The following is a 14,457-nucleotide window of genomic DNA, read 5'->3' as shown; positions in this document are numbered from 1 at the left end:
GGCGGCTCATGTCGCTCTGTGTCCTCCCCCCGGGGCGGCTGGCCCCCAGAACCCTGTGGAAGCGGTTTCACCTGCGCTGGTGCTGAGACCTTAGCGGGGGAGCGAGCGGCCGGTCACGGTCGGTACGACAATTCCGCCCTCATCACGGGACTCCTGCACAAGCCGGACCGGCCACCCTCCCGGGCCCGGCCCCGCCTCGTCAGCCCGCCGCCGCCCGCAGCTTCGCCGCCGTGACGGCCGGGTCGTACCCCTCGGGCACCCCCGGCACCAGCACCGCATCACCGTCGATGTGACGGGTACGCAACGGCAGGATCTCCGCGTAGGCCGGCGACTCGTACCACCCACGGGCCCGCGCCATATCGGGAAACCCGATCACCACAAGCGCCCCGGGCCAGCTCCCCTCCTTGACCTCCACTTCGGCACCATGCACAAGGAACCGCCCCCCGAACGGGTCCAGCGTCCCCTGCATCCTCTCGATGTACTCGAAGACCTCCGGGTGCGGCCCGGCGGGACGGAGATGAGCAACGGCGTACGCGGTCATGGGGCTTCCTTCCGGTGCGTGGGTGATCCGGTGGATGCCACGGTTTCAGTTGTTGGGGGTGGGGGCGATTACCTCCGGGGTAAGACACGGCCTGCCATTGCCGCCGGGCCCCGGACCTCTTCGACACAGAGACCCGCCCGCAGCCTCTCAGTCTGTTCGCCGCAGTGCCATTCGTCGTGGCCGCCGTGAAGGGCGTCATCAAGCCGTGGCTGGCGGCCGTTTACGTGGTGATCCAGGTCGGCATCTTCGTCTTCGCCACCGCCGTATCCGGCAACGACCCGAAGAACTGGACCGGGCTGCTGCTCGTTCTGCTGATGCTGGTCGCGACGACGCACACCGCTTTGCTCGACAGCGAGAAGATCCACATCGGCAAGTAGCCACGAAAGGAACATGCCCATGCGACTGCGCTGGCGCATCCCGCTTCCCGGGCCGTTCTCCATCGGCGGCAGCATTCCGCTGACCGGCGGGCGGGGGCACAGCAGCGGCGGCGGAGCCGGCTGCGTCGCCGCGCCGTTCATGCTGCTGTGGTGGTGCCTCGTCTTCGAAGTGTGGGCGGGTTGGTGGCTCCTCAAGCCGTTCTACATCGTCGGAGTGCTGGCTCACCGGAAAGCAACGGGGCGGTGCACACCGATCTGGCGCAGTCGCGGCGGCTGGTGGTGACCGACGGGCAGCCGAGAAGGGCAACGAGACTCGGGCCGGAGCGCCGAACGCCGGGCTATGGAACGGCCGGCCCGTCAGATTGCGAGTGAGACAAGCCTGTTGGCGTCGTCCTGAGTCCAAGCGACATGCCAAAGCCAGATGGCGCCTCGTGAGTCGAAAGGAACCATGCCGTGGACGAAAAGACTGAAGCCACCCCCGAGGTGCCGCCGATGCCGCCAGTCCCGCCTTCTCCGGCCACATCCACACGCCGACGCCCCGCGATCAGGGCAATCGTGGGGGCTGTGATCATCGCGGCAATCTCTTCCGGAACCACCGCAATGCTCGTCTCCAGCTCTGGCGGGGAGGCCGCGGGCCCCAAGTCAAAGTCGGCCACGTCGGCACCTGCGGCGCCCTCCGAGGAGCCCACGGAGTCGATCGAAGACGCCGAGGAGACCTACAACGACAGCCCCACATTCACGGACTTCGAGCTGTCCTTGAAAACCACGAGGAAGCAGTGCTTCGGCAGTGCCGGGTGCAACATCACGGTAGAACCGAAACTGTCGTACGTCAGCGCAACATCTCTGGACCCGGAGAAGACCCTCTCCCTCACCTACGAAATCCGTGGCGACGAGAGTGGACCCGTCATCCAGACGATGGAGCTTTCCGACCGGGATCAACTCACCTACACCCCGGTCGCCATCTCCACCGCCAGCCGTTCGACGAAGGTGACCGCCAAGATCACTGACGTCACAGTGTCCTCATAGGCGCATGGTCTGGCCGGCATCTGGCACGGCGACGGCACGGCGACCTCTTCGACCAGCAAGTTGGGACGCTTGCTGCCCTCGGGGCGATGGGCCCGTCACCAGGTGACCCTCCGACGGCCTGCCGCTGCTCCTCGGCCGCGCACTCGGCTCGGCCGCATCTCATGGCTGGCTCCGCACCGCCTTCCCCAAGACAACCTGACCTCCCCCTCCTGACCGAATCTCAATTCACCATTGCCTCGGCCCCTTTGTGGCATTACCTTTAGCGCTGTGACTACCGGGTCGGCCATGTGCCATGAGCGAGTGAGGTTCCCGGTCACCACGTGACCGTCCGGCGGGTGACACGAGGCCCGCCCCTCCGCTCTTTCAGTCTTCGCGCGTTTCGCGTTCTTCTTCCGCCTGCGGCATCATCGGCGCCGCGCACGGGTTTCTCTGCGCGCGCCACCCCCGCACGCGTGCCTCTTTCGCGTCTCCGCGCCCTTTCCGTTTCCTTCTTCCGCGCTCCGGCGCTCCGCGCCACGGTCGACGACTGTCTTTCCTCCGTGGTCAATTCATCCTGCCCGCGTAACGCTCCTTCCGTGGGCTCACCCGTACTTCCAGCCTGGAGAAAACACCGCCTATGCCAATCGATTTCAACCAACAGGTCATTGAGGAGTTCCGCGCCAACGGCGGACGGGTCGGCGGCCCCTTCGAGGGCGGCCGGCTGCTTCTGCTGACCACTACGGGGGCGCGGTCCGGCGCCCCGCACACCACCCCGCTCGGCTACCTTCCCGACAGCGACGGACGCGTCCTGGTCATCGCCTCGGCAGCCGGCGCACCGAGGCATCCGGCCTGGTACCACAACCTGGTGGCGCATCCCCGGGTCACCGTCGAGTCGGGTGTCTTCACCTACGAGGCGCAGGCCGTGGTGCTGGAGGGCGCCGCGCGTGACCGTGCCTTCGCCCGGGCTGCCGAGGCCGATCCGGGATGGTCGGAGTACCAGGAGAGGACGGACCGCCTGCTGCCCGTGGTGGCGCTGGAGGAGATTCCGGCCGGGCCGCCGCGTATCAGCGCCGCCTCGGTGGGGGCGGCGCTGAAGGCCGTGCACGACGGATTCCGCCGGGAACTCGCCCTGATCCGCGAGGAAATCGCCACCTCCGGCCCCGGCCTCGGCGCCCAGCTCCGAATGAACTGCCTCGCCCTGTGCCAGGGCCTGCACAACCACCACACCGGTGAGGACGCCGGAATGTTTCCGATGCTCGGCGAGAATCATCCGGAACTCGCGCCGGCCCTGGAGCGTATGCGTCAGGAGCACGAGAAACTCGCGGACCTTCTCGCCGCCCTGCAAAGGGTGATCTCCGAGGAGAACGCGGACCGGCAACGGGTGCTCTCCGAAGTCGAGCGGCTCACGGAGGAGGTGGAAAACCATCTCACCTATGAGGAGGAGCAGTTGATTCCGGTCCTCGACGGAGGGAATTGCTGAGCCAGGGCAGCGGCCGCCGGGCGGGGCACGCCTTTTCGGACCGCGGTGTTCAGATCGCGCCGTCGTGCCCCGCCCAGTACGGGTCGCGCAGCCGCCGTTTGAAGAGTTTTCCCGACTCGTCGCGCGGCAGCCGCTCCTCGAAGACCACGGCCCGGGGGACCTTGTAGCCGGCGAGCCGCGCGCCGACATGGGCGCGTACCGTCTCCGCGCTGAGCAGTACGCCGGGTTCGGTCTCCAGGTGAACGGCGAGGACCTCGCCGAACTCCTCGTCGGGGATGCCGAAGACCGCCACGTCACGGACGCCGTCGAGGGCGAGCAGACAGCCCTCGATCTCCGCGGGGTAGATGTTGACGCCGCCGGAGATGACCATGTCGTTGCGGCGGTCGCTGAGGTAGAGGAAGCCGTCCGCGTCGAGGTGGCCGATGTCCCCGATGGTGACGTAGCCGGGCAGGCCCGGGGCTTCCATGGCGGCACGCTTGTCCGGGTCGCCGAGGTAGGTGAACCGGGGCCAGTCGTCGCCGGGTTTGCAGTAGATGTCGCCGGTGGCGCCGGTGGACAGCGGTGTCCCGTCGGGGCCGAGGACGGCGATGCCGCAGGTGCCGGTGGCCTGGCCGACGGTGCCGGGGTGGGCCAGCCACTCCGCGCTGTCGCACCAGGTCACGGCGCCGGTCTCACTGCCGCCGTAGTACTCCCGCAGCACCGGCCCCAGCCAGTCGATCATGGCGTGTTTGATGTGCGGCGGGCAGGGCGCAGCGGCGTGTACGACCGAGGTGAGCGAGGACAGGTCGTAGCGCTCACGGACATCCTTGGGCAGCCGCAGCAGCCGGACGAACATCGTGGGCACGACCTGGACCTGCTCGATGCGGTGCCGCTCGATCAGCCGGAGGAACTCCTCGGCGTCGAAGCGCGGCATGAGGGTGATGTCCAGTCCGGCGGCGAGAGCGAGGACGGCGTGCTGGCTGGGCGAGGCGTGGTAAAGCGGGGCGGGGATGAGCGTACGGCCGCCGGGGGCGACGGCGAAGTACTCCAGGAACCGCTGTACGGCTTGCTCCAGCCGGTCCGCGGCGACGGGTTCGCGGAGTACTCCCTTGGGGCGTCCGGTGGTTCCGGAGCTGTAGATGATGGTGGGCGGGCGCTGCCCGGCGGGTTCCCGCAGTGGTGCGCAGCCTTCCAGCCAGTGGTCGAGCAGCGGGTGGCGGCCGGTGGGCGGCGGCGGGGCGATCCCGCAGGCGGCCGCGACCCCGGCCGGGAGGGCCACCTCGACGATCCGTACGCCCTCGGGGAGCGCGGCGGACACCGCGGCGAGCAGGTCGGTGTGCACGAAGACCACCTTGCTGCCGCTGTCGGTGAGCACATGCCGTAGCTCGTGGTGCCGGAAGTGCCAGTTGACGGGTACCGCCGAGGCTCCGAGGAGGGCGGCGCCGGCGGTGATCTCCAGGTGGGCGGGCTCGTTGCGCAGCACGACGGCGATCCGGTCGCCGGGCTCAACTCCCCATTCCTTGAGTCCGGTGGCGATCCGGGCGGCACGTTCGAGGAAGGCCGGATAGTCGCGTTCATGGCCCGCGCAGCGGATGGCCGGGGCACCGGCGGCGGATCGGGCGACGGCTTCCATGGTGCCTCCATTGAGTGCGACCGGATGGCTCATTGAACCGGCAAGCGGCGGTCCCCGCCAGGGCGCTGATGCGACGTCAGTACGCCCTCGGCCACCGGGGGTTCCCTTCCCGGCCCTTCCCCCCGGCCGCCTTAGATCCGAGGTCTCCCCGGCCGCCACCCGCCAACTCCCCCGATTCCGCGCCTGCGCCCCCAAGGTGCTCCGCTGTTTGTTACGCCTGGGGCTTCCGGTAGGGGTGCCGGGACTGCACCATGCGGGATGGCGCAGAAGGCACGTACGTGACCAACTGACCCGAGGAGCGAGCGATGCACAGCCGCCCGTGGCAACCACCGTCGACCCGACGGTGACAAGTCCTACCGCTTCGACGGCTCACCGGACCCGGAGACCCCCGCCGGCCGCTTCAGCACCCGCTGGACCGGCAGCATCCAGCCGCGCCACGACGAGATGTACACCTTCACCACCGTCTCGGACGACACCGTGCGGCTGTGGATCGAGCACGAGCAGCGGCACTTTCTGTCCGGCAACTACTCACACCCGGATCAGCGGGGCAGGATGCGCAGTACTGCCTCGCGTTCGCCGCTGAGCCGCAGGCCTTGCTGTACTGCGGCGCTCAGATCGAGGTCGCCGAGCAGGGTCGCGGCCAGCAGGTGCGGCGGTCCGGTCAGTGACGCGGTGGGGTGGTCGACCCGGCCGGCGTGTGTGTGCACCGAGCCGTCCTTGACTTCGATGACCAGGTCTTCGTTGCCGTCGGCGTGCAGTTGCAGGGCGATTGCCGGCTGGTCGGGGCGGTGGTCGGTCAGTGCCCGGGCGGGCATGTCCAGCCAGTGGGTGCGGAAGGTGTCGCTGCCGCCCGGCTCACGCAACAGCGGCATGCCCCACCGGCTCAGCTCCCGCAGCACCGGCTCCAGCGCGCGGCCACGCTCGGTGAGGGAGAACAGGGTGGTGGCCACCGGCGGCGGGGCGGCCTCGCGGTGGATCAGGCCGGCTCCCTCCAGTTCGCGGAGCCGGTCGACCAGCAGGTTGCTGGCGATCCCGGGCAGCCCGTTGCGCAGGTCGGTGTGCCGGCACGGCCCCAGGGCGAGCAGTTCACGGACGATCAGCAGGGTCCATCGGTCCCCGACGGTGTCCAGTGTTTTCGCGATGCCGCAGTACTGCCCGTAGGTGCGCATGCCACCACCCTACATCGCGGTATTGAGATTCAAAACTCCCTTGTTGACTTTCTCAACAACGGCGGTCTAGCGTCGCTGCCCATGACCTCCACCCTTTCCGTGCGTCGGCTGGCCTGGGCCGGCGTCGAGATCCGTCTCGGCGACACCTGCCTGCTGATCGACCCGCTCGAGAACGTCGCTCCGCTGGCGCCGGTGATGGGGCCGCCGCACCGGCCGGTCGACCCGGTCGATACCCCGCCCGGCACCCACGCCCTCATCACGCACCTGCACCCCGACCACTACGACCACGACCTGATCGCCCGGATCGCGGCCACCGGCACGATCGGCTGCCACACCCCGAGCGCGGCGGCGCTGCACGAGGTGGGCATCACCCCCGTTGCCCAGGACCTGGGCCAGTCACGCCGCATCGGAAAGCTGACCGTCACCCCGGTGACCTCGCTGGACTGGCGCGGCAACGACTGTGACCAGGTCGCCTGGGTCGTCGAAGGCGCCGGCCGGCGGGTCATCCACTGCGGCGACACCCAGTGGCACGGCAGCTGGTGGCAGATCGCCCGCGACCACGGCCCGTTCGACGTCGCGTTCGTCCCGGTCAACGGCGTCATCGCCCACTTCGAGGGCTACGCGGCCAACGTCCCGGCGACCATGACCCCCGAGCAGGGCGTCGAGGCCGCCGTCGCACTCGGCGTCGGCACCGTCTGCGCCATGCACTACGGCCTGTTCCACAACCCGCCGTTCTACACCGAACAACCCGACATCGAGCAGCGCTTCCAGCACGCCGCCGACGAGCGCGGCATCACCGCGGCCCTCATCGCCGACGGCCGGCCCGTCCTCTGACCATCAGAAACAAGGAGCAACACATGAAGATCGTCCTGTTCGGTGCCAGCGGCAACATCGGCCGGCCCACCACCGAGGAACTACTGCGTCGCGGCCACACCGTCACCGCGGTCACCCGAGCCGGCCACGTCGACGGACTCAAGCACCAGGCCCTGACCGTGACCACCGGTGACGTCACAGACGCCGCCGCGGTCGCCGGCCTCGCCGCCTCCCACGACGCCGTACTGTCGGCCGTCGGCCCCCGGATCGGCCAGGAGAACGACCGCGCCACGATCGTCGGTGCCGCCCGTGCGCTGATCGACGGACTCCGCCGAGCCGGCGTCACCCGCCTGGTCACCATCGGCGGTGCCGGTAGCCTGCGCACGCCGACCGGCGCCCGGGTCATGGACGACCCGGACTTCCCCGCGCTGTGGAAGGCCAACGCCGAGGCCCAGTCCGAAGCGCTCGACCTCTACCGCGGCGTGCACGACCTCGACTGGACGTACGTGTCGCCCGCCGCGGTCATCGGAGCGGGCGAGCGGACCGGGGCCTACCGCAGCGCCGGGGACACCCTGCTCACCGACGACGACGGCAACAGCCGCATCTCGTACGCCGACTACGCGATCGCCTTGGCCGACACGATCGAGAGCGGCACCGCGATCCGCCGCCGCATCACCGTGGCGTACTGAGCCATGAGCAACGACGCCGCCGGCCGGCACACCCGATTCATCGTCCTGCTCGCAGCGCTCGTGGCCCTGGGACCACTGTCCATCGACGGCTACCTGCCCGGACTGCCGGACCTCGCCGGCGACCTGCGCGCCGGCGCCGCGGCCACCCAGCTCACCATCACCGCCTGCCTGGCCGGGCTGGCCATCGGGCAGCTGATCGCCGGGCCGCTGAGCGACACCTACGGCCGGCGGCGTCCGTTGCTGGCGGGCCTCGCCCTCTACACGATCGCCAGCGCGCTCTGCGCGGTGGCGCCCGACATCCGGACCTTCGTCGGCCTACGCCTGGTCCAGGGCATCGGCGGGGCGTTCGGCATCGTCATCGCCAACGCCATGGTCCGCGACCGCACCTCCGGAACCCGCACCGCACGTCTCTTCTCCGCACTGACCTTGATCACCGGCCTGGCGCCGGTGTTCGCGCCGGTCCTCGGCGGCCAGCTACTGCGCGTCACGGCCTGGCCGGGGATCTTCGTGAGCCTGGCCGTACTCGGCGCCGTGATGCTGGCGGCCTCCGCCGCAGGACTGCCGGAGACCCGGTCCTCCACGTCACGCCGGCCGCTGCCGGCTGTCTTCGGGCAGCTGCTCAGCAACCGGGTCTTCACCGGGTACGTCCTGGCCAACGGCCTGGTCTTCGCGGCGATGTTCGCCTACATCTCCGGCTCGCCGTTCGTCCTGCAGGAAATCCACGGCCTGTCACCGCAGCAGTACAGCGCCGTGTTCGCCGTCAACGCCGCCGGACTCATTGCGGCCGCCCAGATCAGCGGCCGGCTGGTGGACCGGGCCGGCGCCCGCGTGCTGCTGCTCGCCGGTCTGCTGGGCGCGACAGCCGGTGGCACCACGGTCCTGGGCGCGGTGCTGACACGGGCACCCCTGCCCGTGCTCCTGATCGGCCTGTTCGTCCTGGTCTCCAGCGTGGGCCTGGTCATGCCGAACGCCGCGGCCCAGGCCCTGGCCGACCACGGCGGACACGCCGGGTCGGCCGCCGCTCTGCTCGGCTTCAGCCAGTTCATGTTCGGCGGGGCACTTGCTCCGCTGGCCGGCGCGGGTGGCGCCACCGACGCCTTGCCGATGGGAATCATCGTCGCCGCGCTGCCGGCGCTCGCTCTGCTCACACTCGGCGTCCTCACCCGGTCGATGCCCGGTGAGCGCACTCGCAGGCCGGGTCGCCAAGGACCTGCCGGGCACCGGCGACCGCGCCGGCACATCGATCGCAGACGAGCCGGCATCCAGTGAATCGGGCCGGCGTCTGGCGAACAGGGTGATTCCGCGATCAGCGTGACAGGCGTACGACGACGGTCGGGTGCAGCGACGCGTGGAACGCGTTCCCGCCCGTCCGGGGCACCTGCTCGCATCCCTGCAGCTGCCCGCCTTCGTGGAGGGCCGCTCTTTCGACGTACTCGCGTTGCGGCCCGTACGGAACCGGCGCACAAACGCCTCGTCCGCACCGGTCGACGTGAAGTACCGAATCAGCTCAGCCCGGTCGACCTCCGGGAAACCCGAAATCGTCCACCCCGTTGGGCCGTTCGGGTCACCACTCGCCCGAGGTGACCGGCCCCGCGCCGGGGCGCCGTTGCCGGTGCCCGCTCCTATGCTCGGGGAGCATGAACCACGACGAGATCCGGCGCATCCACGGGGAGGCTCTCGCGCTCTTCGGGACCCGGGTGCACGCCGTCCGCGACGACCAGTGGGACGCCCCGACGCCGTGCACGGACTGGCCGGTGCGCGCGCTGGTGAACCACCTCACGGCCGAACAGCTGTGGGTGCCCCGCCTGGTGCGGGACGGCGCCGCGATCACGGACGTCGGAGCGGACTACGACGGCGAGGTGCTCGGCGACGATCCGGCCGCGGCCTGGGACCGCGCGGCGGTGGCCGCCGTGGCGGCGTTCGCGGAGCGCGGCACCCTGGACCGCCCGGTCCAGCTGTCCTACGGCGCGGTCCCGGCTGCCGGGTACTGCACGCAGATGACGGCCGACGCGGTGGTGCACACCTGGGACCTGTCCCGTGCGATCGGCGCCGATGAGCGGTTGCCCGGCCCGCTGGCGACAGCGGCGCTGCGCGAGGTGGAGCCGTACGCCCCCGGGCTCGCCGCCTCCGGGCTGTTCGCCCCCGCGGTGGAGGCCCCGGCGGACGCCGATGACCTCACCCGGCTGCTGTGCCTGCTCGGGCGCCAGCCCTGACCCGGAGGAGGAGGCCCCGGGGTCAGGGCCGGCGTCACACCTGCGTTCAGCCGATCAGTCGATACCGCGGAAGATGTTCGGCTCGGCGGGATCGTCCTCACAGCCGGCCAGGCGCACCGGGGCACATCGGTCCCAGACTTCCAGGTTGCGGACTTCCTTGATCCGGCCTGGCCGCTCGCCCCGCTTCAGACGGGGCTGCTTGTGTTGAGCCTTGTGCAAAGCCACCACGCACTCCTTCATCGAGGTATTGGTTCCGACGCGGTGGCGCCTCTTTCACAAACCGGGAGGTCAGCCAAGGTTTGTGGCGTTCCCGCGACGGGCCAATGGTGTTGGCGTCTCCCAGAAAGGTCGTCCGTCGCCCCTCAGAGTAACGACGCCGCACGCGGCGCGCTCGACGTTTTCCGGTGGGAAAGTCAAGTCCTCGGAAAGTGCGAATACCGCCGCCCGTGAATGACGGGGAAAGAGGTGCAATTTGTGATGCACCTCACTCACCCGAACGGCCCTGCGGTTGCTGCATTCGCCCCGTTCCCTACGCTGGAAAGTGAGCGAGCAATGCAGCCGCTGGGGCCGCGCGCCATGCCGTAGGGCGCGCGGCCACGGTGCTACCCATGGGCGGGTGGCATGGTTCTCCGATTCCGGTTACTGGCTGGGGCGGCTGGTCTTCCAGCGCATGCTGGCCGTTCTCTATGTAGTCGCGTTCCTCGCTGCGGCACGGCAGTTCCGGGCGCTGGTCGGTGCGCGCGGCATGCTGCCGGTGCCCGCGTATGTGGCGCGGGTGCCGTTCCGTGCGGCGCCCTCGGTCTTCCACTGGCACTACTCGGACCGCTTCTTCGCGCTGTGGTCGTGGGGCGGGGCGCTGCTCGCCGCCGCGGTGGCGGCGGGGGCCGCGGACGCCGTGCCGCTGTGGGCGTCGATGGTGATGTGGGCCGTGCTGTGGGCGATGTATCTGTCCATCGTGAACGTCGGGCAGACCTGGTACGGCTTCGGCTGGGAGTCGCTGCTGCTGGAGGCGGGCTCGCTGGCGGTGTTCCTCGGCAATGCCGAGACCGCTCCCCCGGTGACGGTGATGTGGCTGCTGCGGTGGGTGCTGTTCCGGGTGGAGTTCGGGGCCGGGCTGATCAAGATGCGCGGCGACAGCTGCTGGCGGGATCTGACCTGCCTCTACTACCACCACGAGACCCAGCCGATGCCGGGGCCGCTGAGCTGGTACTTCCACCATCTGCCCAAACCCCTGCACCGCGTCGAGGTGGCTGCCAACCATGTGGCCCAACTCGCCGTGCCGGTCCTGCTGTTCACCCCGCAGCCGATCGCCGGGTGGGCGGCGGTGGCGATGGTCGTCACCCAGCTGTGGCTGGTGCTGTCCGGCAACTTCGCCTGGCTGAACTGGGTGACCATCGCGCTGGCGATGTCGGCCGCCGCCCCGCTGTGGGCGCGGCACGCCCCGCCGTTCCCGGCGCCGCCCGTCTGGTTCGAGGTCCTGGTCCTCCTCGCCACCGCCGGGGTCCTGGTGCTCAGTTACCGGCCGGCCCGCAATCTGCTGGCCCGTCAGCAGCTGATGAACACGTCGTACGAGTCGCTGCACCTGGTCAACTCGTACGGCGCGTTCGGCAGCATCACGCGGGTGCGCCGGGAGATCGTGGTGGAGGGGACGGCGGACGCGGTGACCGGTCCTGACACCACCTGGCTCGCGTACGAGTTCCACGGCAAGCCGGGCGCGGTGCGCCGGCTGCCGCGCCAGTTCGCGCCGTACCACCTGCGGCTGGACTGGCTGATGTGGTTCGCCGCGCTGTCACCGGCCTACGCACGGGCCTGGTTCGTACCGTTCGTGACGCGGCTGCTGGAGAACGACCGGGACACGCTGCGACTGCTGCGCGGCAACCCCTTCCCGGAGCTGCCGCCGGCCCGGATCAGGGCCCGGGTCTTCCGCTACCGCTTCACGACCTGGCGGGAACTGCGGGATACCGGGGCGTGGTGGCATCGCGTCGAGGAGCGGGAGTTTCTGCCGCCGGTGGCCCGGTCAGCTCCGCGCGGAAGGCGATGACCATCTCGCGTGCGTGGCGCAGGCCGATGCGGGTGAAGTCCTCTTCGAGGGTGGCCAGTTCGGCCAGGGTCTCGTCGTGGTCGCGGCCGAGGCGGGAGCGGGACTTGACGAGCCCGAGCCGGGAGAGGGCCATGCCGCGGGGCTCCTGCATCTCGCGGAACTCCCGCAGCGAGAGGGTGTAGGTCTCCCGCGCGGACTCGTAACGGCCCGCCCGGTAGAGGACGTTGGCCCGCATCTTGTGGTTGTAGGCGAGCGCGCTCGCCAGGTCCATGGCGCGGCAGATGGCCTCCGCCTCGGACAGCAGATCCAGCGCCCGGTCCGTCTCGCCCTGGACGGACAGGACATCGGCGACGCCGCGCAGCGACCAGGCGCGCCCGCGGAAGTCATCGGCCTCGGCGGCGATCCGGGCGGACTCCTCGAACAGCTCCAGGGCCTTGTCGTAGCCGCCGGTGTTGCGGTGCATCTGGGCTATGCCGGACATCGCCCAGACCATGTGCCGGGCCTCGCCGTGCGCCCGGCCCTGTTCGAGCAGCTGCTCGTGGAGTTCGGCGACCGCGGCGTAGTCGCCCTGTATGCGGCCGGTCTCGGCGAGCCCGGCGAGCGAGTAGCCGTGGGCGAGACGGTCGCCGCTGCCGTCGGCCAGCGCCACGGCGTGGGTGAGCAGCCGGCGGGCGAGCGGCAGGGTGCCGCACTGGCGGGCCAGGGTGCCGCCGCTCCACAACGCCCAGGCCATGGCGCCCGCGTCACCGGCGGTGCGGGCGCTGCGGTAGCTCTCCCGCCAGGCGTCGCCCGCCTCCGTCACCCGGCCGAGCCGGCGGTTGGCCTCGGCGACCGCGAGGGCCGCCCGGGACCGCTCCAGTGGGGTGCCCGCGTCGGCGTGTGCCCGGCTCGCCTTCTCCAGCACCTCCTCGTAGGAGGAGTTCACTCCCAGGGCCGCACCCAACTCGCCCTGGTATTCCGGGGCGAATGCCTTGCCGTACATAAGATCCTGGCCCTCTCACGTCATCTCCGTGCCTTGATCAACAACCTACGAGTGGAAACGGGGGCGGCGAATCCGTCCGCGTATGGGTGTTGCCGTACGACTGGAGTGCTACGCAGGGGGTCCATGGTCATCTTGAGGATGTACGGGAGTCTCAGGGTCCTCCCTCCGAGGAGAGACCCCGCGGGCGTCGTGCGCCGCGCCCCGCGGGTGCCCGGCTTGCCCGAGCGGGGCGGGACGGGACACCCTGCTGACGACCGCCCGAGCACGGACCACTGACCACGAGCACCGAGGTGTGACATGGGAGCAGAAGGCACGGGACAGCAGACCGGGACCGGTACGGGCCGCCGGCGCTTCCTCGGTACCGTCGCGGGCCTGGGGGCGGCCGCGGCGGCCGGAACGGGGCTGCGGTCGCTGGAGGACCCCCCGCCCGCCGAGACCGCCGCCCGCCGCCCGGGGCCGCGCCCGCCGCGCACCCGGCCGCTCTTCCTGGGCACCTATACCTCCGACGGGCGCGGCGGCACCGGCGTCGGCTACGGCACGTACGACACCCTGACCGGGCGGATCACCGCCGGCGGGGTGGTCACCGGCGTCGCCGACCCGTCCTATCTCGCCCTGGCGCCGTCCGGCCGGACGCTCTACGCGGTCAATGAGCGGGAGGAGGGCGGGGTGACCGCGATGGCGCTGCGGCCGGACGGCCGGCCGGCGGTGCTGGGCACCCGGTCCACCGGCGGCGCGGGCCCCTGCCATCTGTCGGTGCACCCCGGCGGGCGCTGGCTGCTCAGCGCCAACTACCTCTCCGGCAGCGTCGCCGTGCATCCGGTCGACCCGGCCACCGGCGCGCTGGGCGAGCGCACCGATCTCGTCACCCACACCGACCCGCCGCCCGGCCCCGGCCAGGACGGGCCGCACGCCCACCAGATCCTCACCGCCCCGGACGGCCGCCATGTGCTGGCCGTGGACCTCGGCAACGACACCGTCTACACCTACCGGCTCGACACCTCGGCCGGACGGCTCACCCGGCTCTCGCACGCGGCGCTGCGGCCGGGCGCCGGACCCCGGCACCTGACCTTCCATCCCTCGGGCGGCTTCGCCTACCTCGCGAACGAGGTCGACAACACGGTGGTGGTCTGCCGCTACGACCGCCGCAGCGGACGGCTGACGCCCGGCGCGCCGCAGTCCACCGGCACCGGTCCGGGCACCAGCTTTCCCGCACAGATCCTGGTCACCAGGGGCGGCCGCTTCGCCTATCTCGCCAACCGCGGGCACAACAGCCTGACCCGCTATGCCGTGGAGGCGGGCGGGGCCCGGCTGCGGCTGCTGGACACCGTGCCCGTGGGCGGGGACTTCCCCCGGCAGATCGCGTTCTCGCCGGACCAGCGGTGGCTGTTCGCGGCGAACCAGAAGTCGGGGTCGGTGACGGTGTTCGCGGTGGACGCCAGGACCGGGGCGCTGCGCCGCGCGGGTGCGCCGTTCACCGCCCCGGTCCCGGTGTGCGTCCTGCCGCGCTGACCGCGGCAGGCCACCGTCCCGGATGC

Annotated in this window: 15 protein-coding genes; 10 read left to right on the top strand and 5 right to left on the bottom strand. The window is 70.8% G+C overall.

Annotated features, from left to right (window positions below; genetic code table 11):
• Nucleotides 1–199: 199 nt before the first annotated feature.
• Nucleotides 200–541, bottom strand: a complete 342-nt coding sequence (locus ACGFN2_RS00925; RefSeq protein WP_362606730.1) for a DUF1330 domain-containing protein — start codon at nucleotides 539–541, stop codon at nucleotides 200–202.
• A 164-nt stretch (nucleotides 542–705) separates the two neighbouring features.
• Here ACGFN2_RS00925 and ACGFN2_RS00920 point away from each other — a divergent pair, with 164 nt between their 5' ends.
• The 4 genes from ACGFN2_RS00920 (at nucleotide 706) to ACGFN2_RS00905 (ending at nucleotide 3,403) form a co-directional block, all read left to right on the top strand.
• On the top strand, nucleotides 706–918 hold the full coding sequence (locus tag ACGFN2_RS00920; protein ID WP_393356481.1) for a hypothetical protein: 213 nt from the start codon (nucleotides 706–708) through the stop codon (nucleotides 916–918).
• 19 nt (nucleotides 919–937) lie between these two features.
• Nucleotides 938–1,201 (top strand): hypothetical protein, encoded by a 264-nt coding sequence (locus tag ACGFN2_RS00915; protein WP_393356479.1) that lies wholly within the window; start codon nucleotides 938–940, stop codon nucleotides 1,199–1,201.
• A 170-nt stretch (nucleotides 1,202–1,371) separates the two neighbouring features.
• Nucleotides 1,372–1,944, top strand: coding sequence for a hypothetical protein (locus ACGFN2_RS00910; RefSeq protein WP_393356477.1), 573 nt, complete (start codon nucleotides 1,372–1,374; stop codon nucleotides 1,942–1,944).
• Nucleotides 1,945–2,560: 616 nt separating this feature from the next.
• Complete coding sequence (locus ACGFN2_RS00905; protein WP_393356475.1) at nucleotides 2,561–3,403, top strand: nitroreductase/quinone reductase family protein; 843 nt, start codon at nucleotides 2,561–2,563, stop codon at nucleotides 3,401–3,403.
• A gap of 49 nt (nucleotides 3,404–3,452) precedes the next feature.
• Here ACGFN2_RS00905 and ACGFN2_RS00900 read toward each other — a convergent pair whose 3' ends face one another.
• Nucleotides 3,453–5,015: an AMP-binding protein gene (locus ACGFN2_RS00900; RefSeq protein WP_393356473.1), complete on the bottom strand. Its 1,563-nt coding sequence runs from the start codon at nucleotides 5,013–5,015 to the stop codon at nucleotides 3,453–3,455.
• Nucleotides 5,016–5,554: 539 nt separating this feature from the next.
• The gene (locus ACGFN2_RS00895; protein ID WP_393356471.1) at nucleotides 5,555–6,184 is read right to left on the bottom strand and encodes a winged helix-turn-helix transcriptional regulator; all 630 of its coding nucleotides are present in this window, start codon (nucleotides 6,182–6,184) and stop codon (nucleotides 5,555–5,557) included.
• A gap of 81 nt (nucleotides 6,185–6,265) precedes the next feature.
• On the opposite strand from ACGFN2_RS00895, the gene ACGFN2_RS00890 reads away from it, so the two are divergent.
• From ACGFN2_RS00890 to ACGFN2_RS00875, 4 genes are all read left to right on the top strand, one after another.
• A complete protein-coding gene (locus ACGFN2_RS00890; protein WP_393356469.1) occupies nucleotides 6,266–7,018 on the top strand; it encodes an MBL fold metallo-hydrolase in 753 nt (250 codons plus the stop codon).
• Nucleotides 7,019–7,041: 23 nt separating this feature from the next.
• A complete protein-coding gene (locus ACGFN2_RS00885) occupies nucleotides 7,042–7,686 on the top strand; it encodes an NAD(P)-dependent oxidoreductase (protein WP_385461798.1) in 645 nt (214 codons plus the stop codon).
• 3 nt (nucleotides 7,687–7,689) lie between these two features.
• Nucleotides 7,690–8,955 (top strand): multidrug effflux MFS transporter, encoded by a 1,266-nt coding sequence (locus ACGFN2_RS00880; protein ID WP_393356467.1) that lies wholly within the window; start codon nucleotides 7,690–7,692, stop codon nucleotides 8,953–8,955.
• 368 nt (nucleotides 8,956–9,323) lie between these two features.
• Nucleotides 9,324–9,899 carry a TIGR03086 family metal-binding protein gene (locus ACGFN2_RS00875; RefSeq protein WP_393356465.1) on the top strand — a complete coding sequence of 192 codons (576 nt, stop codon included), beginning with the start codon at nucleotides 9,324–9,326 and terminating at the stop codon, nucleotides 9,897–9,899.
• Nucleotides 9,900–9,953: 54 nt separating this feature from the next.
• Here ACGFN2_RS00875 and ACGFN2_RS00870 read toward each other — a convergent pair whose 3' ends face one another.
• Entirely contained in the window at nucleotides 9,954–10,124 is a 171-nt protein-coding gene (locus ACGFN2_RS00870) for a hypothetical protein (RefSeq protein WP_362606768.1), read from the bottom strand.
• Between the two features lie 391 nt (nucleotides 10,125–10,515).
• Between ACGFN2_RS00870 and ACGFN2_RS00865 the strand changes: the two genes are divergently transcribed.
• On the top strand, nucleotides 10,516–11,940 hold the full coding sequence (locus ACGFN2_RS00865; RefSeq protein ID WP_393356463.1) for a lipase maturation factor family protein: 1,425 nt from the start codon (nucleotides 10,516–10,518) through the stop codon (nucleotides 11,938–11,940).
• Here the strand turns inward: ACGFN2_RS00865 and ACGFN2_RS00860 are convergent.
• Nucleotides 11,834–12,922, bottom strand: coding sequence for a tetratricopeptide repeat protein (locus ACGFN2_RS00860; protein ID WP_362610545.1), 1,089 nt, complete (start codon nucleotides 12,920–12,922; stop codon nucleotides 11,834–11,836). The two genes, ACGFN2_RS00865 and ACGFN2_RS00860, sit on opposite strands and share 107 nt — an antisense overlap.
• A gap of 297 nt (nucleotides 12,923–13,219) precedes the next feature.
• Here ACGFN2_RS00860 and ACGFN2_RS00855 point away from each other — a divergent pair, with 297 nt between their 5' ends.
• Complete coding sequence (locus tag ACGFN2_RS00855) at nucleotides 13,220–14,431, top strand: lactonase family protein (protein WP_393356461.1); 1,212 nt, start codon at nucleotides 13,220–13,222, stop codon at nucleotides 14,429–14,431.
• Nucleotides 14,432–14,457 lie beyond the last annotated feature (26 nt).

The organism is Streptomyces sp. NPDC048612, assembly GCF_043199295.1.
Taxonomy (GTDB): domain Bacteria; phylum Actinomycetota; class Actinomycetes; order Streptomycetales; family Streptomycetaceae; genus Streptomyces.
Note: the sequence above shows the minus strand (reverse complement) of the source record. Positions and strands in the feature narration are given on the sequence as shown.